Origin of the sequence: Pseudomonas sp. PDM22 (assembly GCF_014851965.1) — a bacterium.
In the GTDB taxonomy this organism is placed as follows: Bacteria; Pseudomonadota; Gammaproteobacteria; order Pseudomonadales; family Pseudomonadaceae; genus Pseudomonas.
Genome location: NZ_JACVAR010000001.1, coordinates 357,355 through 381,272 on the forward strand (window position 1 = coordinate 357,355; position 23,918 = coordinate 381,272).

Annotated in this window: 15 protein-coding genes; 5 read left to right on the forward strand and 10 right to left on the reverse strand. The window is 65.3% G+C overall.

Translation table 11 applies throughout. From position 1 onward, the window contains the following. Positions 1-88: 88 nt before the first annotated feature. The 6 genes from IB255_RS01720 to IB255_RS01745 all read right to left on the reverse strand — a co-directional run bounded on the left by IB255_RS01720 (position 89) and on the right by IB255_RS01745 (position 5,640). On the reverse strand, positions 89-1,054 hold the full coding sequence (locus IB255_RS01720) for a sulfonate ABC transporter substrate-binding protein (RefSeq protein ID WP_081519201.1): 966 nt from the start codon (positions 1,052-1,054) through the stop codon (positions 89-91). Between the two features lie 133 nt (positions 1,055-1,187). Then, positions 1,188-1,781: an NADPH-dependent FMN reductase gene (gene ssuE / locus IB255_RS01725; RefSeq protein WP_081519200.1), complete on the reverse strand. Its 594-nt coding sequence runs from the start codon at positions 1,779-1,781 to the stop codon at positions 1,188-1,190. 332 nt (positions 1,782-2,113) lie between these two features. Further along, positions 2,114-2,866, reverse strand: coding sequence for an ABC transporter ATP-binding protein (locus IB255_RS01730; protein WP_192209736.1), 753 nt, complete (start codon positions 2,864-2,866; stop codon positions 2,114-2,116). After that, complete coding sequence (locus tag IB255_RS01735) at positions 2,863-3,687, reverse strand: ABC transporter permease (RefSeq protein WP_151187888.1); 825 nt, start codon at positions 3,685-3,687, stop codon at positions 2,863-2,865. Before IB255_RS01735 ends, IB255_RS01730 begins: the two co-directional genes overlap by 4 nt. Positions 3,688-3,690: 3 nt before the next feature. Continuing rightward, positions 3,691-4,704, reverse strand: coding sequence for an aliphatic sulfonate ABC transporter substrate-binding protein (locus IB255_RS01740; RefSeq protein WP_139791614.1), 1,014 nt, complete (start codon positions 4,702-4,704; stop codon positions 3,691-3,693). 297 nt (positions 4,705-5,001) lie between these two features. Beyond that, positions 5,002-5,640 (reverse strand): peroxiredoxin, encoded by a 639-nt coding sequence (locus IB255_RS01745; protein WP_045212297.1) that lies wholly within the window; start codon positions 5,638-5,640, stop codon positions 5,002-5,004. Positions 5,641-5,932: 292 nt separating this feature from the next. Between IB255_RS01745 and IB255_RS01750 the strand changes: the two genes are divergently transcribed. Then, positions 5,933-6,142 carry a DUF6316 family protein gene (locus tag IB255_RS01750; RefSeq protein ID WP_081519197.1) on the forward strand — a complete coding sequence of 70 codons (210 nt, stop codon included), beginning with the start codon at positions 5,933-5,935 and terminating at the stop codon, positions 6,140-6,142. A 159-nt stretch (positions 6,143-6,301) separates the two neighbouring features. Here the strand turns inward: IB255_RS01750 and IB255_RS01755 are convergent, their stop codons facing one another. Continuing rightward, positions 6,302-7,486: a thiolase family protein gene (locus IB255_RS01755; RefSeq protein WP_081519196.1), complete on the reverse strand. Its 1,185-nt coding sequence runs from the start codon at positions 7,484-7,486 to the stop codon at positions 6,302-6,304. Positions 7,487-7,665: 179 nt separating this feature from the next. Next, positions 7,666-16,809, reverse strand: coding sequence for a retention module-containing protein (locus IB255_RS01760; RefSeq protein ID WP_139791613.1), 9,144 nt, complete (start codon positions 16,807-16,809; stop codon positions 7,666-7,668). Between the two features lie 550 nt (positions 16,810-17,359). Here IB255_RS01760 and IB255_RS01765 point away from each other — a divergent pair. From IB255_RS01765 to IB255_RS01775, 3 genes are all read left to right on the forward strand, one after another. Beyond that, positions 17,360-18,649 (forward strand): TolC family outer membrane protein, encoded by a 1,290-nt coding sequence (locus IB255_RS01765; RefSeq protein WP_412548105.1) that lies wholly within the window; start codon positions 17,360-17,362, stop codon positions 18,647-18,649. A 178-nt stretch (positions 18,650-18,827) separates the two neighbouring features. Continuing rightward, a complete protein-coding gene (locus tag IB255_RS01770; RefSeq protein WP_081519193.1) occupies positions 18,828-20,990 on the forward strand; it encodes a type I secretion system permease/ATPase in 2,163 nt (720 codons plus the stop codon). 5 nt (positions 20,991-20,995) lie between these two features. After that, entirely contained in the window at positions 20,996-22,348 is a 1,353-nt protein-coding gene (locus IB255_RS01775; protein WP_081519489.1) for an HlyD family type I secretion periplasmic adaptor subunit, read from the forward strand. A 63-nt stretch (positions 22,349-22,411) separates the two neighbouring features. Here the strand turns inward: IB255_RS01775 and soxR are convergent, their stop codons facing one another. Beyond that, positions 22,412-22,876, reverse strand: coding sequence for a redox-sensitive transcriptional activator SoxR (soxR, locus tag IB255_RS01780; protein WP_192209737.1), 465 nt, complete (start codon positions 22,874-22,876; stop codon positions 22,412-22,414). A gap of 74 nt (positions 22,877-22,950) precedes the next feature. On the opposite strand from soxR, the gene IB255_RS01785 reads away from it, so the two are divergent. Continuing rightward, entirely contained in the window at positions 22,951-23,298 is a 348-nt protein-coding gene (locus IB255_RS01785) for an antibiotic biosynthesis monooxygenase (protein ID WP_081520342.1), read from the forward strand. A 164-nt stretch (positions 23,299-23,462) separates the two neighbouring features. Here IB255_RS01785 and IB255_RS01790 read toward each other — a convergent pair whose 3' ends face one another. After that, positions 23,463-23,906 (reverse strand): acetyltransferase, encoded by a 444-nt coding sequence (locus IB255_RS01790; RefSeq protein ID WP_081520341.1) that lies wholly within the window; start codon positions 23,904-23,906, stop codon positions 23,463-23,465. Between the last annotated feature and the right edge of the window lie 12 nt (positions 23,907-23,918).

Consider the following 23,918-nt stretch of genomic DNA (forward strand, 5'->3'; position numbering starts at 1 on the left):
TGCTTTGTGCAGGAGCGGGCCATGCCCGCAAACCGCGTCGCGCCTGGCGTCAGGCCGGTCGCGGGCATGGCCCGCTCCTACAGGTGTGTCACTGGGCGGCGGCCACCTTGGCCGGCGCCGTCCAGACCACGTCCTTGATGCTCAGCGCCTTCGGGATCAGCTTCAGCTGGGTGAAGGTGTCGGCGATCTTCTGTTGCGCGGCGGTGACTTCCGGGGTGATCGGCTGGGCGCCGTAGCCCTGGCGTTTCACCGCGGTGAAGGTGATGTCCGCCGGCAGGCCGAGCAGCGGCGCGACCTGGTCGGTGACCTGCTGCGGGTTCTGCTGCGACCACTCGCCGACCGAACGCACTTCGTCGATCAGGGTGGTGATGACCTGCGGGTGGTTGTTCGCGTAGGGGCGGGTCGCCAGGTAGAACTGGTGGTTATCCACAAGGCCGGTGCCGTCCACCAGGGTGCGGGCGGAGAGCTGCTTCTCGGCGGCGGCCTGGTACGGGTCCCAGATCACCCAGGCATCCACGCTGCCGCGCTCGAAGGCGGCGCGGGCGTCTGCCGGCGGCAGGTACACGGGCTGGATGTCGCTGTACTTCAGGCCGGCCTTTTCCAGGGCGCGCACCAGCAGGTAGTGCACGTTGGAGCCCTTGTTCAGGGCGACCTTCTTGCCCTTGAGTTCGGCGACGGATTTGATCGGCGAATCCTTGGGCAGCAGGATCGCTTCGCTGGTCGGCGCCGGCGGCTCATGGGCGACGTAGACGAGATCGGCACCAGCAGCCTGGGCGAACACCGGCGGGGTTTCGCCGGTGACGCCGAAGTCGATGCTGCCCACGTTCAGCCCTTCCAGCAGCTGCGGGCCACCGGGGAATTCGGTCCATTGCACCTTGACGCCCTGCTCGGCCAGGCGCTTCTCCAGCGTGCCACGGGCCTTGAGCAGCACCAGGGTGCCGTACTTCTGGTAACCGATACGCACGGTACCGGGTTGTTCGTCTGCCTGGGCGTTGTAGGACAGGGCTGCGATCAGCAGGGCCGCCAGTCCACTACGCAAAGTGAGGGTCCGCATGGGAGTGCTCCTTTATCGAGTGTGCTTGCCGGACCTGCGGTCCCGTTGTCGGGACGGTGAGGGCCTTTTCTTATTTGACGCGGAGACGCTTGCCGGGTTGGGGCTGGGCGTTCGCCTGCGTTGAATGGGTCGGTCAGATGCTCCAGCGGGCGTTGATCAGCCGTTCGTTGAGCAGGTTCGGGTCGATGGGTTTCGGCCGGCGCGCCAGGGCGCCGTGGAACTGTTCCAGGGATTCCAGCAGTCGATGTTCCAGGGTCGATTCCAGGCGCGCCGGGGTATTGCCCTCGGGGTATTGCACCTGGCTCTCCTCGGCGAACACGCCGTGCAGGGTTTCCTGGGCCTTCAACGCGGCGAGGACCGGCTTGAGCGCGTAGTCCACCGCCAGCATGTGGGCATTGCTGCCGCCAGTAGCCAGGGGCAGCACCACCTTGTGTGCCAGCGCCCGCTCCGGCAGCAGGTCGAGAATCACCTTCAGCGCACCGGCGATGGACGCCTTGTACACCGGGGTGGAAATGACCAGGCCGTCGGCGCGCAGCACCTGTTCGATCAGCTCGACCACCCGTGGGCTGTCGAAGCGTGCATGCAGCAGGTCCTCGGCCGGGAAGTCGCGCACGCTGTAGGAGCGCACCTCGGCGCCGTGGGCGTGCAGCCAGTTCCGCGCGATGTCCAGGAGGACACCGGATCGGGAACGCTGGCTGGGGCTGCCGGCAAGGGTGACTACATACATCTGCACGCTTCCTTATAACGATCAGAGCGGTACAAATGCCGCCCTGCTAACCAATGTGCATAGACCTTAACAGTCCTTCTCATATTCCAATAAATGGTATTTATTCATTTAGTTATGCGATTTCGATTTATACGCAGGAGCAATTGTCTTCTCCTGGATAATTCCGCGCCTGCATTTCCCCCTCACCCCAACCCTCTCCCTTAGGGAGAGGGGGCAGGCCGTGCCGGCTGATGCTGTGGTTTCATCCTGCACCGAACGGTCCCCTCTCCCTCCGGGAGAGGGCTAGGGTGAGGGCCGATCCGAGCACAGCAGCATCCCGTAGGGGCGGAACGTCAGATGACGTGGGACAGGTGCAGCTCGGTCAGCGCTTCGCCGCGCAGGAAGGCCAGTTCCACGGCGCGACGATCGCGCGGACGCGGCAGCGGCACGGGGAATTCGCGGCGCAGGCGACTGGGCGTACCGCCCAGCAGCAGGACGCGGTCACTGAGGTAGAAGGCCTCATCGAGGTCGTGGGTGACCAGCAGGATGCTGATGTCGTACTCCAGCGCCAACTGCTGGATCAGGTCCTGCAGGCGAATGCGGGTGAAGGCGTCCACCGCGCTGAAAGGCTCGTCCAGCAGCAGCACTTGCGGCCGCCCATAGAGACCACGGGCGATGGCCGCGCGCTGCGCCATGCCACCGGAGAGCTGCTTGGGCAACAGCTCGCCCTTGCCTTCCAGCCCCACGTCGCGCAGCAGATGCTCGATGCGCTGAGCATCGGCCAGCCAGCCGTCGGCGAAGCCGATGTTCTGCGCCACCGTGAGCCAGGGCAGCAGGCGCGGCTCCTGGAACACCACACCGACGCCGCCACCGCCACGACCGCTACCGCCATCCGGGCCGAAGCCCAGCAGCGGGTTGCGCACCAGCGAGCCGGCGAACTCGTCGTCCAGCCCAGCGGCGATGCGCAGCAGCGTACTTTTTCCACAACCGCTGGGGCCGAGCAGGCTGACCACTTCGCCCGGCGCCAGGCTCAGGCTGACATCGTCCAGCACCCGCACGTCGGAGAAGCTCTTGCGGATGTCCCGCAGTTCCAGCAGCGCGCTCATCCGCTCACTCCATTGCCAAGGAAGGTATCGCGCCAGGCCAGCGCACGCTGTTCCAGCGCCTTGAGCAGGCTGTCGCTGAGCTTGCCGAGCACCGCCAGCACCAGAATGGCGGCGATGACGATGTCCGGCCGCGAGGTTTCCCGGCCGTCGCTGAGCAGGTAGCCCAGGCCGCGGGTGGCGGCAATCAGTTCGGCGGCGACGAGGAACATCCAGCTCAGGCTCAGCGCGCCACGCAGTCCGGTGAACAGGCTCGGCAGCGCCGCCGGCAGGAGGATGCGCCGCACCAGGGCGAAGGGCGACAGGTGATAAAGCCGGCCCAGTTCCACCCACTTGCGGTCGACGTTGCGCACGCCGGCCACCAGCGAGAGATAGACGGGGAAGAAGGCGCCGAGGGCGATCAGCACGATCTTCGGGGTTTCGTCGATGCCCAGCCAGAGCAGCAGCAAGGGCACCCAGGCCAAGCTGGGGATGGCCCGCAGCGCCTGGAAGGTGGGCTCCAGGTAGGCCTCGGCGCGCTGGCTGAGCCCTACCCAGGTACCGATCAGCACGGCCGCCGCCGCGCCGATGAAGAAACCGGCCGCGACCCGCGCCAGGCTGGCCGCGACATGCTTCCAGAGTTCGCCCTGGGCCAGTTGCCAGAGCGTCAGCGCAACGCTGCTGGGCGCCGGCATCTGGTGCTCGGCCAGCCAGCCGATGCGCACCGACAGCTCCAGCGCCGCACACAGCAGCAGTGGCACCAGCCAGGCGCGCCAGCTCAGACGCGGCCAACGCAGTTTCAGTGCGCGACGCTGGCGGGCCAGGGGCAGGCTCTGGGACGGCATGGCTTACTGCTCCGCCCTGGCGACGGCGGGCTTGCCGATCACTTCACCGGCCAGTTGCGGCGCGATCAGTTGATCCACCACGGCAGTGACGTCGGTCCCCGGACGCACCAGTTGCTCGTCCAGCAGGATCGGTGCGGCGGCCTTCAGCGCGGCCACCTGTTCAGCACCCGGCAGCGGCTTGCTGAAATCGGTGCGAGAGAGTTGCAGCTTCGCCACTTCCAGCGGCAGCTTGGCTTCCTCGGCGAGCAGCTTCGCGGTCTCTTCCGGGTGCGCCACGGCCCACTGACGCGCTTCTTCATAGGCAGCGATGACCTGCTTGATCAGCTCCGGCTGCTCCTTCTCGAATTTCTCGGTGACGCTGAGCACGCCGTAGCTGTTGAAGTCGACGTTGCGGTACAGCAGTCGTGACCCGGCCTGCAGCTCGCTGGCGGCCATGTGCGGATCGAGGCCGGCCCAGGCGTCCACCCTGCCCTGCTCCAGCGCGGCGCGGCCGTCCGGGTGCTGCAGGTGGACGATCTCCACGTCGTTCTTGTCCAGCCCGGCCTGCTGCAGGCTGCGCAACAGGAACAGGTAGGGGTCGGTGCCCTTGGTGGCGGCGATCTTCTTGCCCCGGAGATCGGCCACCGACTTGAGCGGCGAATCCTTGGGCACCACCAGTGCGGTCCACTCCGGACGGCTGGCAATGTAGACGGTCTTCAGCGGGCTGCCGTTGGCGCGGCTGAGGACGGCAGCCAACCCCGCCGTGGAGGCGAAGTCGGTGCTGCCGGCGTTGAGGTACTCCAGCGAACGGTTGCTGCCCTGGCTGAACACCCAGCGCACCTCGGTGCCTTGCGGCTTGAGGGATTTCTCCAGCCAGCCGAAGTGCTTGAGCACCAGGCTGGTGGGCGCGTAGTAGGCGTAGTCCAGGCGCACCTCTTTCGGGGCGTCGGCGGCTTGGGCGGGGCTGTTGTAGGCGCCGATCGGCAGGCTCGCGAGAAGAGCGACGGCCAGGCTGCGGCGCCAGGTGGAATGACCCATGGTCTTCTCCTTGGCGTGGCTTGCGTCTTCTTCCCGTTTGGCGGGCAAGTCAGATCGAATAGATCGAACAGAAAGCAGAGCTTGAATAAAAAAGCGCGGCGTGGTCCGCGCATGAAGGATAAAAAATGGGCCGGCGAACCGGCCCGATTTCCGCTCGAGGTTGAGACTTCGGCCTCCGGAGCACGCGAGCCAGAGTCAGGCAAGGCACCAGCGGCAGTGAGAGCGGAGTGTGCCAGAGCACATGAGCATCTCGCTGTCGCTGGCGACGCAGGCTGGCCGACGCGCCGCCGCTTCGGATCACTTGTTCGGTTGCGGCGTCAGGCGCAGGTACGGCTTGATGGCGCGGTAGCCCTTGGGGAAGCGCTGCTTGATCTCTTCCTCGTCCTTGAGCGAGGGCACGATCACCACGTCGTCGCCGTCCTGCCAGTTGCCGGGCGTTGCGACCTTGTGGTTGTCGGTGAGCTGCAGCGAGTCGATGACGCGCAGGATCTCGTTGAAGTTGCGCCCGGTGCTCGCCGGGTAGGTGATGGTCAGGCGCACCTTCTTGTTCGGGTCGATGACGAACAGCGAACGCACGGTGAGGGTGTCGTTGGCGTTCGGGTGGATCAGGTCGTACAGCTCGGAGACCTTGCGGTCGGCGTCGGCGATGATCGGGAAGTTGACCACGGTGTTCTGGGTCTCGTTGATGTCTTCGATCCACTTCACGTGGGAGTCCACCGGGTCGACGGACAGGGCGATCACCTTAACGCCCTTGGCGGCAAACTGGTCCTTGAGCTTGGCGGTCAGACCCAGCTCGGTGGTGCATACCGGGGTGAAGTCGGCCGGGTGGGAGAACAGCACGCCCCAGCTGTTGCCGAGCCATTCATGGAAACGGATGCGGCCTTCGCTGGATTCCTGTTCGAAGTCGGGGGCGATGTCGCCGAGTCGCAAGCTCATGGGTCTCTCCTTGTTCGTGTTGGTCACCACTATGCACAAGGTCTTTTCGCATTAAAAAGAATATATTTTGATTTTCTTATAACCAAAACAATCTACTTTTCTCGACCCTGCCCGACGACGACCGTCGCCGGACACTGAGCATAGTCAAGGGAACGTGAAGCCCATGCCGGTGAGTGTTTCATCGCTGAAACGATTGCCTGCCGTTCGTCGCCATTCCTGCGTAGCCCAGGCACGGCGGGGCTTTGCGACATACACTCGATTCAATTAATCCTTTAGTTCGGGAGGTCAGCCCATGTTGGGACAACGCGTCGGCGACGGCCAGGCGGCCACCCATTACCGCAGCGACCGCATCAGCGCGGTCAACGGTCAGTACTTTTTCTCCACCCGCGAGGGAACGCTGGAAGGCCCTTACTTCACGCGCTTCGATGCTGAGCGCGAGGTGATGCTGTACATCACCCGCATGCAGCAGGCCTCCGACCTGTTCGCCCGCGTCGGACGCTGATCTCCTTCAGCTCCTGGCCACACGAACCCCGGCATGCCAGCCGGGGTTTTCTTTTGCCTGCAGATACCCCCGGCTCCAACACTGGGCAAAGAAAAAGCCCCGGCATCGCTGCCGGGGCTTTTTGCGTTCGGCTCTCCTGCGTGGGAAGAGCCGGGTGCCTCAGCGAACAGCCTCGAACAGGCCGGTGGCGCCCATGCCGCCGCCTACGCACATGGTGACGATGCCGTAGCGCAGGTTGCGGCGCTGCAGTTCGCGCACCAGGTGGCCGACCTGGCGCGAGCCGGTCATGCCGAAGGGGTGACCGATGGAGATGGAGCCGCCGTTGACGTTGTACTTCTCGTTGTCGATGCCCAGGTGATCGCGGGCGTACAGGCATTGCGAGGCGAAGGCTTCGTTGAGCTCCCAGAGGTCGATGTCGGCGATCTGCAGGCCCTTGGCCTTGAGCAGCTTGGGCACCGAGAACACCGGGCCGATGCCCATCTCGTCCGGCTCACAGCCGGCGACGGTGAAGCCGCGGAAGAAGGCCTTGGGCTTGAGACCCAGTTCCAGGGCTTTCTCCAGGCTCATGATCAGGGTCATCGAGGCGCCGTCGGAGAGCTGCGAGGCGTTGCCGGCGGTGACCGAGCCGTCCTCGGCGAACACCGGCTTGAGGGAGTTCAGGCCTTCGAGGGTGGTTTCCGGGCGGTTGCAGTCGTCACGGTCGACCACGCCGTCGAGCACTTTCTTCTCGCCGGTGGCCTTGTCTTCCACCAGGTACTTCACGCTCATCGGTACGATTTCATCGTCGAACAGGCCTTCGGCCTGCGCGCGGGCGGTGCGCTGCTGGCTCTGCAGGGAGTACAGGTCCTGCTGCTCGCGGGTGACGTTGTAGCGGCGAGCGACGATCTCGGCGGTCTGCCCCATGGGGTAGTAGATGCCGGGGAACTCGTCCTTCAGGCGCGGGTTCACGAAGTTGTCGAGGTTCTGCTTGCCCATGGTCAGGGTGATGGACTCGACGCCGCCGGCCACGAGGATGTCGCTGCAGCCCGAGGCTACCTGGTTGGCAGCAATGGCGATGGCCTGCAGACCCGAGGAGCAGTAGCGGTTCAGGGTCATGCCGGCGACATGGGTGCCCAGGCGCGACAGTACGGCGGCGTTGCGGCCGATGTTGTGGCCCTGGGCGCCTTCGTTGGAGCCCGCGCCGACCACGCAGTCGTCCACCAGCAGCGGGTCGAGGTTGTTGCGCGCCAGCAGCGCGTCGATGCAATGGGCGACCATGTCGTCCGGACGGGTCATGTTGAATTTGCCACGGAAGGACTTGGCCAGGCCGGTACGGACGCTGTCGACGATCACCACTTCGCGCATGGGAAACCTCGTTGCTTGTTGTTCGTTGGGGAGGATGGTGTGGCCCCGAGCATAGGCGCCAGTGAGGACACAGGGCGACGATCATTCACCAGCCGTATAAGCCTGCCCCCACCCTCGTTGAGCGGGGTGGAAAACAAACCGCCGCCCGGAGGCGGCGGTTTCGAGGGGTTCCACACGGGTCAGACGGTGTCGGTCTTGATCGCGTGATCGCCCAGCAGGCCGTTGAGCACGGTCTGGGTATCCCCCGCCGAGAGCACGCCGTTGCCGGCATGGCCCGCGTACTTGGCGGCGAGGTCGACGTTGGCCAGGTCGACGGTCTGGGTGACGGTGCCATTGCTGATCGGGCTGACGCCAATGGTGGTGGTGCCGGCGTTGACCGAGAAGGTCAGGTAATGCGCCAGCGACGAAGCCGTGGCGGCCTCCCCTTGCAGCAGGTCGGCGAAGTTCAGCACGTCGTGCTCGGCGATGTTGAAGTCCTTGATCACATCGTGGCCGGTATCGCCGGACTTCCAGATGAACTCATCCGCGCCGGTGCCGCCGTACATGATGTCGTCGCCGGGCCCACCGATCAGCTTGTCGTTGCCGCCCTGGCCGAACATCAGGTCATTGCCGGCGCCGCCTTCGAGGGTGTCGTCGCCACCGCGCATGTCACCGGCGACGTTGAGCTGATCCGCGTGCTGGATGATGTAGTTGCTGATCGTGGCCGCCGTCGGCGCGGTGCCATTGGTGGCGGTCAGGTAGTCCACCAGTCCCTGGAAGCCCTGGCCGTTGTGCGTGCCGGCGGCATGCCCGGCCCAGGCCAGCTGGTCGGTGTTGATGACATCGCCGAACAGGATGTCATTACCCGCGCCGCCGACCAGGTGGTCGTTGCCCACGCTCACCGGTGTGCTAGTGCTGAAGCCTTCCTGCAGCGCCGCCTGCAACTGCTCGGCGGTGTTGATGATCTGCGGCTGGCCGACCGTGTTGGAGAGATTGGTGCCGTCGACATTGGTCACCACGGTGCCGGTGGTGTTGGTGTTGTCGAAGTAGCGCAGGTAGTCGCTGTTGATGCCGTTGCCGATACCGATGGCATTGACCGCCACCGAGTTGTCGCCGACGAGGGTGCCGGCATGGTGCAGCATGTCGTTGCCCGAGGTGATCGCGACGTTCATGTCGTTGTAGCTGGTGCTGTTCCCACTGCCGGAGTTGCCGTTGTAGACGGTCGGGTTGCCGTCGGTGAGGAAGAACGCCAGGTTGACGTAGCCGTGGGCCGCATCGGCGTGGTTGGTGCCGACCTGAGTGTTGAACCATGCCGAAGCCTTCTGCATGGCATCGTCATAGTTGGTCGCACCGTTGGCGCTGAGCGCGTTGATCGCGGAGATCAGCAAGGCCACGTTGGCTGCCGTCAGGCCGTTGTAGCTGACGCGGGTGGCGCTGTCACCGAACGACACCAGGCTGACGTTGATGACCCCGTCGTGGCCCTTGATGGCGTTGACCAGGTTCACCAGCGCGTTCTTCGCCAGGTCCATGCGCGACAGGCTGCCGGTACCGGAGGGGTCCTTCATGCTGCCGGAGGTGTCGACGATCAGCGAGATGTTGTAGTTCTTGCCCGGCTGGGTATAGACCGACACCCCACCCGGATCGCCCACCAGCACATCGTTGCCAGCACCGCCACTGATGGTCCCGGACTTATCCACATCCTGCGGGTTGGGCAGGGTGTGCTGGGTGCTGGACCCGTCGAGGTCGCTGCTGTTGCTGCCCACCACCAGGACCGACTGCGGGGAGCTGAGGTCCAGGCACAGGTTCAGCCCGGCGCTGTCGCCGTCGCCATCGGTAAGGCCGACGTGGAAGTTGAGGTCCAGGTTCTCCGGCAGGACCGACTGCCCGGCAGACACGGTGACCAGACGATAGTCGCCGCTGCTGCTGCTCAGCACCACCGAGTTGAAGCCGCCTTCGGACAGCTGGAAGGCCGAACCGCTGGTGAAGTGGCCATCGGTCAGCAGGTTGAAGGAGACCGAGCTGTTCTCACCATTGCCGGCCGGCGGCGAGTAGGTGCCGGTCGCCAGCACCACACCACCTTCGCCGAGCACCTTCCAGCTGAGCACATCGCTGGTGGAGAGTTTCTGCACGTCGAAGCTGACGTCGTAGATCTTCTCGCTGAAGGCGATGTTGAGGTTCTCGCCCGGGGTGATGAGGTTGTTGCCGCCCACACCCATGCCGTTGTCGGAGGGGTTCACGTTGCCGTTGGGGCTGGTGAAGACCACCGAAAGGCCATCGGCGGACAGGGTGACGGAAGGCCGCGGGCCACCAGCGGAGACCTGGGTCAGGTCATATTCCACGGTCGAGATCGGCCGCGAGTTGAGCACTTCGAAGCTGTAGGTGCCGTCGGCATTGACCTTGAGGACGAAGAACGCCTCGTTGGAGCCGTCATAGGCTGTCAGTTGCGAGCCGCCGCCCGGCAGCTGGGTGACCACGTAGGTCAGCCCATCCGGCGCGGTATTGCCGCTGAGGTCGAAGGCACCCCGGCCGTCGCCGCCGAAGCTCACATCGAGCGTGCCGTTGAGCACGAAGCCGGGGGTTTCGGAAACGTCCTGGCACGGCGGTTCGCTGTGCACCACCGGCAGGTCGTCCTGCACGTTGATCACCAGCGAACCGCTGCCCAGGCTGACCGGATCGCCGTCACCGTCGGTGGCCTTGATCAGGCCGCCGAGGTTGAGCGCCAGCTGCTCCGCATCACTGCCATTGTGCAGCGGATGATCCAGCGGCCCGACGAGCTTGAACTCGTAGTTGCCCGCCGTATCCACCGACAGGGTGAAGATGGTCTTGGCGCCGGCCATGGCGGTCAGCAGGTTGCCGACCACGCTGTAGACCAGTGCCACGCCGCCGGAGGTCAGGTGCTGCGAGGTCAGCGAGGAGTAGTCGCCGGTCAGCGAGAAGGCGCCGGGGCCGTCCGCACCGAAGTTCACCAGGCTGGTCAGCGAGCCCTTGGCAGTCGTGGTGTCGCTGGCGCCATCGGGGTTGCCGCCGGGCAGCGCATCCTCCATGACCTGGCCGGTCACGTTGCCACCGGCGATGAGCGCGGGGCCGTCGTCCTTGAACACCAGCTTGCCGCCCAGGTCGATGCTGGCGGACTTATGGTCGCCGTCGCCATCGGTGATGGTCGCCACCAGGGATATCTTGTTGCCCGACAGGCTCACCGGGTCATCGGGGTTGGTGGTGTCGGCATGCTTGAGCGCCATTTGCTGGTCGAGCTTGAGTTCGCCGGTAGCGCTGTCGAGGGTCAGGCTGAAGGCGACCGCGCCGCCACTGTTGCCCACGCGCCCCTCGACCACGGTGTCGCTGACCTTGACCAGCACGATGCTCTGCCCGCCGGTGGTCTGCAGCCCACTGACAGTACCGGTGGTGGCGGAGAGCTTGTAGCTGACGCTGCCGCCGTCGGCGCCTGTACTGGAGGTGAAGGCACCGCTGAAGTTGCCGGTGACGTCGGTGGCCAGCGCCGTTTCATCCACCGTCAGCGTCGGCGCTTTGCCGACATTGGCGCTGATGCTCGGGGCATCGTCGTGGAATACCAGTTTGCTGCCCAGGTCGATGGAGGCGCTCTGGCTGTCACCGTCCTTGTCGGTGATGGTGCCGGTCAGGCTGATCTTGCCGCTGGCGATGCTCAGCGTTTCATCGTCGTTGCTGCTGTCAGGATGGACGAACGCCATGCGCTGATCGAGGGTCAGCGCCCCCCCATCGGGACGAACCACGAAGGCGATGGCGCCGCTGCCTTCGACCTTGCCGACCACGCCATTGCCGTCATTGAACAGCAGGATGCGCGCGCCGCTGGCGGTTTCGCGCAGACCGCTGTCGGTACCGTCCACGGTGGTGACCTTATAGGTGATCGAGCCGGCCCCGTCAGCGCCGAAGTCCGCGGTGAACAGGTTGGCCACCAGGGGCGCTTCGACGCGCGCGTCGCTGGCGAGATTGGACTCGTCCACTTCCAGGCGGATATCGGCGTCGGTGCACGGCTCGATGTGCGGGCCGTCGTCGAGGAAGGTCAGCTTGCTGCCCAGGTCCACGCTGGCCGACTCGTGGTCGCCGTCGCCATCGGTGATGGTCGCGGTGAGGGCGATCTTGCCGGTACCGATACCCAGCGGATCATTGGCATCGCTGGTCACCGGATGCACCAGCGCGCGTTGCTGATCGAGGGTGATTGCGCCGTTGTTGACGGTCACGCTGAACGCCACCTGACCGCTGCCGTCCACGCGGCCTTCGACGCCGTTGGCGGTGTTGAAGAGGAAGATCTTGTTACCGGTAGCAGTGTCCTTCAGGCCGCTGTCGGTGCCGTCGGTGGTGGTGATCTTGTAGGTGATCGCGCCGGCACCGTCATTGCCGAAGTGGCTGGTGAACAGCGCCGCGACGTCGTTCGCCGAAGCCTTGTCGTCGACCGCCAGTTTCGTCTCATCCACCGTCAGGCGGATATCCGCGTCGGTGCACGGTTCGATGTGCGGGCCATCGTCGTAGAACACCATCTTGCTACCCAGGTCGACCTGGGCCGAGGCCTTGTCGCCGTCGCCATCGACGATCGTGGCGGTGAGGGTGATCTTGCCGCTATCCAGGCGCAACGGATCATCGGAGTCGCTGGTGTCGGGGTGCTTGAGCGCCAGGCGCTGGTCGAGCATGAGCGCGCCGTTGTCCTCGCTGACCACGAAGGCGACCGCACCACTGCCCTGTACGCGGCCTTCCACGGTGCCGTTGACGTTGTAAAGCAGAATGGCATCGCCCTGAGTGGTCTTCAGGCCACTGTCAGTTCCATCCACAGTGCTGATCTTGTAGGTGATGCCACCAGCGCCGTCGGCGCCGAAGTGCGACTCGAACAGCAGCGAAACCAGGCTGGACTCGACGCGTGCGTCGTTGTCGAGGTTGGACTCGTCCACTTCCAGGCTGATGTCGTAGATGCTCGACGGGGCGATGCTGGGGCCGTCGTCGAGGAAGGTCAGGCTGCTGCCCAGATCGATATGGGCGCTGGCGCTATCGCCATCCTTGTCGGTAATGGTGGCGGTGAGGGTGACCTGGCCGCTCAGGCTCAGTGCATCATCGGCATCGCTGGTATCCGGATGCACCATCGCGCGCAGCTGTTCCAGGGTGACCTTGCCGTCGCCATCCACGGATACGCGGAAGGCCACGGTATCGGTGCCCTGCAGGCGGCCTTCGATGCCGTTGGCGGTGTTGTACAGATAGATCTTCTGCCCGGTCTCGGTGTCCTTGAACCCGCTGTCGCTATTGTCGGCCCCGGCCAGCTTGTAGGTGATGGTACCGGCGCCATCGGCACCGAAGTGGGTGGTGAACAGATCGGCCACCGAAGCGCTGCTGGTGTCGGGCACGCCGAGGTGGGTCTCGTCCACGGTCAGCTTGATGTCTGCATCGTTGCAGGGCTCGATGCTCGGGCCGTCATCAAGGAAGGTCAGTTTGCCGCTCAGGTCGATGTGAGCCTGGGCGCTGTCGCCGTCCTTGTCGGTGATGGTCGCGGTGAGGGTCACGCTGCCAGTGGCGAGGCTGACGCCTTCGTTATTGTCGCCAGGAGTCGGGTGCACGATAGCGCGCACCTGATCGAGGGTGATCTTGCCGTCCTGCCCCAGGGTCACGCGGAAGGCGACGGTGCCGTCTTCCCCACCCACGCGACCTTCCACACCGTTGGCGGTGTTGAACAGGAATATCTTGCTGCCGGTCGCCGTGTCCTTCAGGCCGCTGTCGGTGTTGTCGTTGGTCGCGACCTTGTAGCTGATCGCGCCCGCGCCATCGTTGCCGAAGTGCGCGGTGAACAGGTCGGACACCGTGGCCGAACTGGTGGCATCGACGTTCAGGTGGGTCTCATCCACCGTCAGCTTGATATCCACGTCCTCGCACGGCGCGATGCTCGGACCGTCGTCGAGGAAGGTCAGCTTGCTGCCCAGGTCGATTTTCGCCGAGGAGCTGTCGCCGTCCTTGTCGGTGATGGTGGCGGTCAGGGTCAGGGTGTTCGCATCGAGGCTGACCCCTTCGTTGTTGTCACCCGGAGTCGGATGCACGACGGCGCGCACCTGGTCGAGGGTGATCTTGCCGTCCTGGCCCAGGGTCACGCGGAAGGCGACCGCGCCGTTCTCGCCGCCGACCCGGCCTTCTACACCGCTGGCGGTGTTGAACAGGAAGATCTGGTCACCGCTGGCCGTGTCCTTCAGGCCGCTATCGGTGTTGTCCTCGGTCTCGATCTTGTAGGTGATCTGCCCCGGACCATCGGCACCGAAGTGCGCGGTGAACAGGTCGGAAACACTGGCGGTGCTGGTGGCATCCAGGTTCAGGGTGGATTCATCCACGCTCAGCTGGAGGTCATGAGCAGTGTTCGGCGTGATGCTCGGACCATCGTCGAGGAAGGTCAGCTTGCCGCCCAGGTCGATCGAGGTGGTCGCGCTGTCGCCGTCCTTGTCGGTGATGATCGCGCTGAGGGCGATCTTGCCGGCCAGGTTCAGCGAATCATTGGGATCACTGGTGTCGGAATGCACCAGCGCGCGCAGTTGCTCCAGTGTGACCTTGCCGTCCGGGCCGAGGGTCACGCGGAAGGCGGTTTCGCCGCTGGTTTCCAGGCGCCCTTCCACTCCATTGGCGGTGTTGAAGAGGATTACCCGCTGGCCACTGGCGGTATCGGTCAGGCCGCTGTCAGTGTTGTTGGCGGCTTCGATCTTGTAGGTGATCGACCCTTCGCCATCGGCGCCGAACTGGCCGTTGAACAGCTCGGCCACCGAGCCAGTGCTGGTCGCCGGTTGGCCCAGGGTGGTTTCGTCCACGCTCAGGTGCAGGTCGCCGCCTTCGATGGGCGCGATGCGCGGGCCGTCGTCGAGGAAGGTCAGCTTGCTGCCCAGGTCGAGCCCGGCGCTCTGATGGTCACCATCGGCGTCGGTCACGGTGGCGGTCAGGCTGATCTTGCCGGCACCGATGCTGAGCGGGTCGTTGGAGTCGGTGTTGTCCGGGTGCACCAGCGCACGGACCTGGTCCAGGGTGATCTTGCCGTCCTGCCCGAGGGTCACGCGGAAGGCGACTTCGCCATTCACGCCACCCACGCGGCCTTCGACACCGGTGGCGGTGTTGAACAGGAAGATCTGGCTGCCAGTGGCGGTGTCTTTCAGGCCGCTGTCGGTGTTGTCCTGGGTCTCGACCTTGTAGGTGACCGAGCCGGCGCCGTCCGCGCCGAACTGGGCGTTGAACAGATCGGCCACCGAACCGGTGCTGGTGGCGTTCTGACCGAGGTCGGACTCGTCCACCGTCAGGTGCAGGCCTTCGGTGCTACCCACGGAAATGCTCGGGCCGTCGTCGAGGAAGGTCAGCTTGCTGCCCAGGTCGAGCCCGGCGCTCTGATGGTCGCCATCGGCGTCGGTCACGGTGGCGGTCAGGCTGATCTTGCCGGCACCGATGCTGAGCGGGTCGTTGGAGTCGGTGTTGTCCGGGTGCACCAGGGCACGGACCTGGTCGAGGGTGATCTTGCCGTCCTGCCCGAGGGTCACGCGGAACGCAACTTCACCGTTCACGCCGCCCACGCGGCCTTCCACGCCGCTGGCGGTGTTGAACAGGAAGATCTGGCTGCCGGTGGCGGTGTCTTTCAGGCCGCTGTCAGTGTTGTCCTGGGTCTCGACCTTGTAGGTGATCGAGCCGGCGCCGTCCGCGCCGAACTGCGCATTGAACAGGTCGCCTGCCGCCACGCTGCTGGTGGCGTCGGTCCCCAGGGCGGACTCGTCCACCGTCAGGTGCAGGCCTTCGGTGTTGCCCACGGCAATGCTCGGGCCGTCGTCGGTGAAGCTGACACGACCGCCGAGGTCCAGCGAGCTGCTGGAGGAAACGCTGTCGCCATCACGGTCGGTTACCGTCAGGTTGCCCTGCAGTTGCACCAGGCCGGAATCGAGCACGGCATTCTGGCTGGCGTAGTTGCCGTCGCTGCCCGGCAGCCCGTGGTCCACGGCGCTGAACTGGGTCAGGGTGACCACACCGGTATCGCCGTTCACCGACAGGCTGAAGATGGTGTTCTCGCCGGTGATGCCAGCAGCGCTGGCGGAGGTGGAAGCGACGATGGCGCCGCCCACGCTGTACAGGTAGATGGTCGCGCCGCCGCTGGTCAGGCCCGAGTCGCTGCCGTTGCCGCTCACCAGGTTCAGGTTGTAGCTGAGCTGGGTGGTGCCGGCGCCGTCGCCGCCGTAGTTGGCGGTCACCTGGAAGGCCGAGCTGTAATCAGCGCTGGAGGTGTCGAAGGCAGCGCCTGCGGTGTTGGCGTCATGGGTCTGCAGCAGGACGTCCACGCCAATGTCGGCGGACAGGCTGGCCTGCGGCGCATCGTCGACGATGCCCACGGTCAGCGTGCCGTTGGCCGGGGTGCCGTTGCCGTCGGTGATGGTGTAGGGGATATCGAAGTTCAGGGTGTCTTCGGAACCCTTGACCGGGTGATCCACCGGCTGCAGCAGGGTGACCTCGAAGGCACCGGTGTTGATATCGGTGAGGGTCACGGTGAAGACCGGCGTGCCATTGGCGCTGCCGGTAAGCACATGACCATCGGGGCTGACGCTATAGGTGATGGCGACGCCACCGGAGGTCAGGCTGGGCAGCCCTGCGGTGCCCCAGGAGAAGCTGCCAACGCCATCTGGCCCGAAGCTGTAGCCCAGGGTGCCGGAGTGGGTCGCCCCCTCCCCCACACCATCGGGAATACCGCCGGGCAGGCCGGCCTCGAACACATTGGCGCCACCAGGGCCACTGGGGCCGGCGCTCGGCACGCCATCCGGCGGGACCACAGGCGGTTCGGCCTCGAGGCGTACATCCGGGGTGCCGTCGAACTCACGTAGGGGCAGGGGCCCGGAGCCGATGGGCCCGGTCGGGAAGCCGATGGTCGGGTCGATATGCCCGCCCACTTCGGTCAGCAGCACGAAGGAGTGCCCGCCGCCGGGTTTGCCGTTGGCGGCGCCCGCGGCGCTCGGGCCGGCGGCGGTGGCTTCGGCAGCCTGGGTCGGGTCCACGCCTGCGGCGATTGCGGCCTGCAGGGCCTTGACGTCGGTGACGTCCTGCTGGGTCGGCGTCGCCGGCTGCTGCTGGGCAACCGCCTGGTCACCCTGCTCCGACTGGTGCGCGGCGGAGAGCATCTGCGAGGTCAGCGGCAGGGCGCTGTCGCGGCCCAACGTGATCTCGCCGCCGCCGGCGACCTTCAGCGCGACTGCGCCATTGGCGCCGGTGACCAGCTGCTCACCGACAAAAACCTTGTCTCCCTGTTCCAAAGGACGACGCGATCCATCGGCGGCTACCGCAAACACTTCGCCGATTACCTTGCTGACGACACCCATCAAAGTAGCCATGAGTCCTTCCTCCGCTGCACATCCCGTGGCCGGTTCCACCGACGCACGATTGACCGAAACAGGCCATGGCACGCTTGTATCCGGATGCTGCGAAGAAAGTTGCGAAGGGTGCGAAAAGGACTGCTAGCGCTTTTGCATCAAAAAGCCAGCGACAATTTTTTGTCATGCTGGCCACGCGTTTTCTTGTCCTTCTGCGGTGGTCCCCGCCCTAACTGCTACAAACCGTACCTGGCTTCTTTTGCAAGCGCCTGCTCCAGCCCATACCCAGGAAACACGAGGGCTTGCACGTTCAAACAATGTGCGGTTTTTCACATGACTCATAAGATTTTTTCCGAATAACCCTTGTGAAAAATTCTTCTGAGGTTTTCGAAAAGTTGTTCTTAGCTCTGATGTTACAGGCGTGAAACGCTTGATAAGAGAAAAAAGCCAATAAATTGGCGACCAAAGAGCATCGAAGTACAAGAACACCAGGAGCAAAGCCATGCGCAGTCGTAACGCGGCACTATGGAGCGGTGTATTTTTGGCGGTGTCGGGGACTCATGGGCAAGCCATGACGCTGACCGAAGCTATACAAAGCACGCTGCAATACCACCCGGAAATCAGCCAGAGCGTAAACAGCCGCCTCACCGCGGATGAAGAGCTCAAATTCGCCAGGGGCGGCTACCTGCCAACCGTCGATCTTGTCGCGGGCTATGGCCGCGAGAACACCGACAGCCCCAGCACCCGCGCAGCGGGTAACCACAACGACGAGACCCTGACCCGCGGCGATGCGGAAATCCGTCTGCGGCAGATGCTGTTCGACGGCTTCGGCACCCCCAACGAGGTCAAGCGCAACGAGTCCAACGTCAACGCCAAGGCCTTCCGCATCCTCGGCACCTCGGAAACCGCCGCCCTGCGCACCGTCGAGGTCTACCTCGATGTGCTCAAGCGCCGCGAGATGGTGACGCTGGCCAAGAACAACCTGCAGGCCCACGAACGCATCGGCGACCAGATCCGCCTGCGCAGCGAGCGTGGTGTCGGCAGTACCGCCGACAACGACCAGGCCATCGCCCGTCTGGCCCTGGCGCAGAACAACCTCTACACCGAAGAGGTGAACCTGGCCGATGCCGAGGCCAGCTTCTATAGCGCCACCGGCCGCATGCCGGACCAGCTCGAAGCCCCCTCCACCGTGAAGGCGGAAGTCCCGGCGGACCTGCTCGCCGCGCGTCAGGGCATGCTCAATGAAAACCCGCTGCTGAAATCGGCCCAGGCCGACGTCAACGCCGCCGAAGCCCAGTACGAGGCCGCCAAGGCGCCCTTCTACCCGCGCTTCGACGCCGAGCTGGCCAAGGCCGCCAACAACAACGTCGACGGCGACGAAGGCCACTACAACAGCTGGGAAGCCCAGGTGGTGATGCGCTACAACCTGTTCAACGGGATGCGCGACAAGGCCCACCTGAACGCCACCTCGCACCAGATCAACGAGGCCCAGGACATCCGCAACAACGCGCTGCGGCTGCTCAACGAAAACCTCTCGCTGGCCTGGGACGCGATGGAGAACTCCAAGAAGCAGACCCAGCCCGCCCGCGAATACGCCGACTACACCCGCAAGGTGCGCGAGGCATACCAGCAGCAGTTCACCCTTGGCCAGCGCACCCTGCTCGACCTGCTGGACAGCGAGAACGAACTGTTCACCGCCAATCGCCGTTACGTCGACGTGCGCTACACCGAGGAATACTCGATGTACCGCGTGCTCGGCAGCATGGGCGCCCTGCTGCGCTCGCAGCATGTCGTCGCGCCGCACGAGGCCGTGGCCCTGTCGGATGTGAAGAACGAGGCACGCCTGCCTGATCTGAAATAAGAAAATCGCACGCGCTCGTCACTCTGCCCCGCGCCGCCCGGCGTCGGGGCGACGGCCGTGAAGCGATACGAAGGGGCACGGAAAACCCGGCGACCGGCCACACCCGGCGAACACCTGCAAGTGTTCGCCGGGTGCCGCTGGCGCGGGTCGTCCCGGCCCGGGAGGAAGTAGCGTGACCATGATCATCCAGGAGCGCGGCACACCCGCACCGGGCGATCCGCGCCTGAGCCATGACGATCCCCTGCTCGACGGACTGCTGATCCTCTGCCGCCTGCATGGCTGCGCAGTGAGCCGCAACAGCCTGTCCGCCGGCCTGCCGCTGCGCGACCAGCGGCTCTCCGCCGCCCTGCTGCCGCGGGCCGCAGCCCGTGCCGGCCTGCAGGGCCGCTTGCTGCGCCGCGAACTGCGCAGCATCTCCAACCTGAACCTGCCGGTCCTGCTGCTGCTCAACGACGGCCGCAGCGCCGTGCTGCGCCAGTGGCGCGAAGACGGCCAGGCGCTGATCCTGCCTTGCGAGACCGAAGGCGGCGAACAGGCCGTCGGCGCCGACGAGCTGGCCGCCCAGTACAGCGGCCAGGCCCTCTTCGCCCGCCCGCGTCACGAACTGGAAGCGGCGCGCAAACCGCTGGTACCGCGCGTCGAAGCCTGGTTCCGCGACACCCTGCGGCTGTCGCGCTGGCTCTATACGGACGCGCTGGTCGCCAGCCTGCTGATCAACCTGCTGGGCATGCTGGTGCCGTTGTTCGTCATGCAGACCTACGACCGCGTGGTGCCCAACCAGGCGCTGTCGACCCTCTGGGTGCTCGCCGCCGGCCTGCTGATCGGCACGCTGTTCGAACTGTTGCTGCGGGTGCTGCGCTCCAACCTGCTGGACATGGCCGGCAAGAAGACCGACGTGGTCCTCTCCGCCACCCTGTTCGAACGCATCACCGGCATGTCGCTCAAGGCCAAGCCCGAGACCGTCGGCGGCTTCGCGCAGAGCATCCATGACTTCCAGGGCCTGCGCGAATTCCTCACCGCGCTGACCCTGACCAGCCTGATCGACCTGCCCTTCTCACTCCTGATGATCCTGGTCATCGGCCTGCTCGGCGGCTGGCTGGTGGCCGTGCCGCTGCTGGCCTTCCCGATCACCATCGTGTTCGCCCTGATCATCCAGAGCCGCCTGCGCGATACCGTGCAGAAGAGCCTGACCCTGGGCGCCGAACGCCAGGCCCTGCTGATCGAGACCCTCGGCGGCCTGGAAACCCTCAAGGCCTGCGGCGCCGAAAGCGAGCGGCAGTACCGCTGGGAGTCCACCCACGGCGCCCTGGCGCGGCTGGACAACCACGCGCGCTTCCTCAGTGCGCTGGCCACCAACGGCACCCTGTTCCTCCAGCAGTTCGCCGGCCTTGCGATGATCTGCGCCGGGGTCTACAGCATTCTCGACGGCAACCTCAGCGTCGGCGCACTGGTCGCCAGCTACATGCTCAACAGCCGCGTACTCGCCCCGCTGGGACAGATCGCCGGGCTGATCACCCGCTACCAGCAGGCGCGCCTGACCATGAAGAGCACCGACGCGCTGATGGAGCTGCCGCAGGAGCGTCAGGCCCGCCAGCGTCCGCTGGAGCGCACCCAGCTGCACGGAGCGCTGGAAGTCCGCCAGCTGAGCTTCAGCTACCCGGAGCAGACCACCCCGGCGCTGAACCACGTCAGCCTGCGCATGGCCCCCGGCGAGAAGATCGGCATCATCGGCAAGAGCGGTTCGGGCAAGAGCACCTTCGGCCGTCTGCTGATGGGCTTCTATCACCCGGACGAAGGGCAGATCCTGCTCGACGGCCTGGACCTGCGCCAGCTCGATGTCTCCGACCTGCGCCAGCAGATCGGCTACGTGGCCCACGACCTGCCGCTGCTGGCCGGCAGCCTGCGCGACAACCTGACCCTCGGCGCGCGCTACGTCAGCGATGCGCGGATGCTCGAAGTGGCCGAACTGACCGGCGTCAGCGAACTGGCCCGGCAACACCCGGCCGGCTTCGACCGCCCGGTGGGCGAACGCGGCCAGCTGCTCTCCGGCGGCCAGCGCCAGGCCGTGCTGATGGCCCGCGCGATGCTGCTCGACCCGCCGATCCTGCTGCTCGACGAACCCACCAGCGCCATGGACAACAGCAGCGAGGAAATCCTGCGCAAGCGCCTGCACGAGGCCTGCCGCGACAAGACCCTGCTGCTGGTCACCCACCGCACCTCGATGCTCAGCCTGGTCGACCGCCTGCTGGTGCTCGACAGCGGCCGCATCGTCGCCGACGGCCCGAAAGACGCGGTCATCGAAGCATTGCGCAAGGGCCACGTCGGCCCGGCAGCGGGGTAATGGCCATGCACTTTTCGCAATCGATCCGCGGTTACCTGGGCGGCAATGGCGCCCGCGACACCGAATTCATGCCCGAGGTGCAGGGCACCCTGCTGGAAGACTCGCCCAACGCCACCCGCATCACCCTCTGGGCGGCGCTCGGGCTGCTGGTGGCAGCCATCACCTGGGCCTACTTCGCCGATATCGAGGAAGTGACCAAGGGCGAAGGCAAGGCCATCCCCTCCTCCAAGGTGCAGACCATCCAGAACCTGGAGGGCGGCATCGTCTCGGAAATCTTCGTCCGCGAGGGGCAGGTGGTGAACAAGGGCCAGCCGCTGCTGCGCCTGGACGACACCCGTTTCTCCTCCAACAAGGGCGAGACTGAGGCCGACCGCAACTCCCTCGAAGCCCGCGTCGAACGCCTGAGCGCGGAAGCCGAAGGGCGCGAACCGGCCTTCACCGACGCCCTAAAGAAAGATGCGCCGCAAGTGGTGGAAGACCAGCTGGCGCTTTATCAGACGCGCATGCAGCGGCAGAACAGCGAGCTGAACATCCTCCAGGAACAGCTGCGGCAAAAGGCTCAGGAACTTCAGGAATTCCGCGCCAAGACCCAGCAGTACCGCTCGAGCCTCGGGCTGGTGCAGCAGGAGATCAACATGTCCGAGCCGCTGGTGAAGGCCGGCGCGGTGTCCCCGGTGGAACTGCTGCGCCTGCGTCGCAGTGCGGTGGAAATCAGCGGCGACCTGAACGCTACCAACCTCGCCATCCCCCGCGCCGAGGCGGCGGTGAACGAGATCCAGCGCAAGGTGGAAGAGTCGAAACTGGGCTTTCGCAGCGACGCGCTGAAGGAGCTCAACGACGTCCGCACCGACCTCAACAAGCTGACCGCTACCAGCCGCGCCATCGACGACAAGGTCAACCGCACCCTGGTGGTCGCCCCCCTGCGCGGCATCGTCAAGCAGCTCAAGGTCAACACCATCGGCGGTGTGGTACAGCCGGGCAACGACATGGTGGAAATCGTCCCGCTGGAGGACAACCTGCTGGTGGAAGCGAGGGTGCGCCCGCAGGACATCGCCTTCCTCCATCCCGGCCAGCCGGCCACGGTGAAGTTCACCGCCTACGACTACACCATCTACGGCGGACTCAAGGCCAAGCTGGAAGTGATCAGCGCCGACACCATCACCGACGACAAGGGCAACAGCTTCTACATGATCCAGGTGCGCACCGACAAGAACCACCTGGGCACCGATGCCAAGCCCCTGCTGATCATCCCCGGCATGGTGGCGACGGTGGATATCATCACCGGCGAGAAGAGCGTGCTGGACTACATCTTGAAGCCAGTGCTCAAGGCGCGGTGGGAGGCTTTGCGGGAGCGGTGAGTTTTTCGGCGGGCTTCGGAGCTGAGGATTACCACCCTCTCCCCAGCTCTCAGCCCCCCTCATTCACTCCAGCTCCCCCCGCCAATGCGCCCCCGGCCCCTCCTCCGCCAACCGGTCCCCCGGATTGCGCAGCGGACAGGCCTCCATCGACAGGCAGCCGCAACCGATGCAGCCATCGAGCTGATCGCGCAGCAGCAGCAACTTCTCGATCCGCTCGTTCAGGTCATCCCGCCAGCGTGCCGACAATCGCGCCCAGTCCGCCGCCGTCGGGTTGTGCCCGCTCGGTAGCGAACCCAGCGCCTCGGCGATCTCCCCCAGGGGAATGCCCACCCGTTGCGCGACCTTGATCACCGCCACCCGGCGCAGCGTGTCGCGTGAATAGCGGCGCTGGTTGCCGGCATTGCGCGAACTGCTGATCAGGCCCCGGGCCTCGTAGAAGTGCAGTGCGGAAACGGCCACGCCAGCGCGTTTGGCCAGCTCGCCGACACTCAGCTCGCGTTGCTTGGAGCAGGAAGAAGTATTTTTCATGGGCTATTGACCTCAACTTAAGTTGAGGTTTTACCCTCGCCAGGCATTCGGTTCAAGCCAGGGAGCCCAGGAACATGACGCAACCCGCCCCGATCACCGCCCATGCCTGCGTGGACAATCCGCATTTCATCCTGCAGATCGAGATCGACGTAACACCCCAGCAACGCCCGCACATCGCCGCGCGCCTGTGCGATTACCTGTCGCACCTGCAGGAGCTGTTCTACCTGCGCCCCGGCTATCTCGCCAGCGAACTGCACGCCGAAGGCGAACCGCAGCGCCTGGTCGGCCGCCTGCACTGGCGCCGCCAGGAAGACTGGGAAGCCGCCTGGGATTGCCGCCAGACCGCCAGCGACCTGTTCGCCGACAGCCTGCTCAAGCTCGGCGCGCGGAGCATTCGCTTCGGCAGCGGCGAGACGGCGTAAGCCGCGCAACCGTCTGAGGCTGTACGGCGACATTGCGAGGCTCTTTCCAGGCAGCCAGTAAGCAGGCAGTAGGATGGGTGGAGCTTGCGATACCCATCAGCTTTGCTTGACAGCCTTGTGATGGGTATCGCTTCGCTCCACGCCATCCTACAAAAGCGGGTCGTTTACGCCCCGGCCGGCAGGCTCATGTGCAGCAACGGGAAGGGCCGGCCTTCGCCATCAAGGGGCGAGCGCCCGGTCTGGACGAAGCCATAGTGCAGGTAGAACCCGACTGCCTGAGGATTCTGTTCATTGACATCGACACTCAGCGTGCCGCGCAACTCGCGGGTGAAATCGAGCAGTGCGCGGCCGATGCCCTGGCCACGTCGTTCCGGGTCGATGAAGAGCATTTCCACATGGCTGTCGTTGAGCCCGATGAAACCCAGCGGACGGTCATCGTCGTCCACCGCCACCCAGACCTCGACGGCGGGCAGGTAGAGGTCACGGACCTGGGGCAGCAGTGCGTCGATGTCCGACGCCTGGAGGAAGTGGTGGGTCGCGCGCACGGCGCCCAGCCAGATATCGAGCAGCCGCGGATTATCCGCAGCGATGCGTTGGCGAATGAGCATGAATGCATCCTG

Bases quoted from the DNA above. Each gene is read 5' to 3' on its own strand.
- IB255_RS01720 (WP_081519201.1), bottom strand. From the start codon at position 1,054: ATGCGGACCCTCACTTTGCGTAGTGGACTGGCGGCCCTGCTGATCGCA.
- ssuE (WP_081519200.1), bottom strand. From the start codon at position 1,781: ATGTATGTAGTCACCCTTGCCGGCAGCCCCAGCCAGCGTTCCCGATCC.
- IB255_RS01730 (WP_192209736.1), bottom strand. From the start codon at position 2,866: ATGAGCGCGCTGCTGGAACTGCGGGACATCCGCAAGAGCTTCTCCGAC.
- IB255_RS01735 (WP_151187888.1), bottom strand. From the start codon at position 3,687: ATGCCGTCCCAGAGCCTGCCCCTGGCCCGCCAGCGTCGCGCACTGAAA.
- IB255_RS01740 (WP_139791614.1), bottom strand. From the start codon at position 4,704: ATGGGTCATTCCACCTGGCGCCGCAGCCTGGCCGTCGCTCTTCTCGCG.
- IB255_RS01745 (WP_045212297.1), bottom strand. From the start codon at position 5,640: ATGAGCTTGCGACTCGGCGACATCGCCCCCGACTTCGAACAGGAATCC.
- IB255_RS01750 (WP_081519197.1), top strand. From the start codon at position 5,933: ATGTTGGGACAACGCGTCGGCGACGGCCAGGCGGCCACCCATTACCGC.
- IB255_RS01755 (WP_081519196.1), bottom strand. From the start codon at position 7,486: ATGCGCGAAGTGGTGATCGTCGACAGCGTCCGTACCGGCCTGGCCAAG.
- IB255_RS01760 (WP_139791613.1), bottom strand. From the start codon at position 16,809: ATGGCTACTTTGATGGGTGTCGTCAGCAAGGTAATCGGCGAAGTGTTT.
- IB255_RS01765 (WP_412548105.1), top strand. From the start codon at position 17,360: ATGACGCTGACCGAAGCTATACAAAGCACGCTGCAATACCACCCGGAA.
- IB255_RS01770 (WP_081519193.1), top strand. From the start codon at position 18,828: ATGATCATCCAGGAGCGCGGCACACCCGCACCGGGCGATCCGCGCCTG.
- IB255_RS01775 (WP_081519489.1), top strand. From the start codon at position 20,996: ATGCACTTTTCGCAATCGATCCGCGGTTACCTGGGCGGCAATGGCGCC.
- soxR (WP_192209737.1), bottom strand. From the start codon at position 22,876: ATGAAAAATACTTCTTCCTGCTCCAAGCAACGCGAGCTGAGTGTCGGC.
- IB255_RS01785 (WP_081520342.1), top strand. From the start codon at position 22,951: ATGACGCAACCCGCCCCGATCACCGCCCATGCCTGCGTGGACAATCCG.
- IB255_RS01790 (WP_081520341.1), bottom strand. From the start codon at position 23,906: ATGCTCATTCGCCAACGCATCGCTGCGGATAATCCGCGGCTGCTCGAT.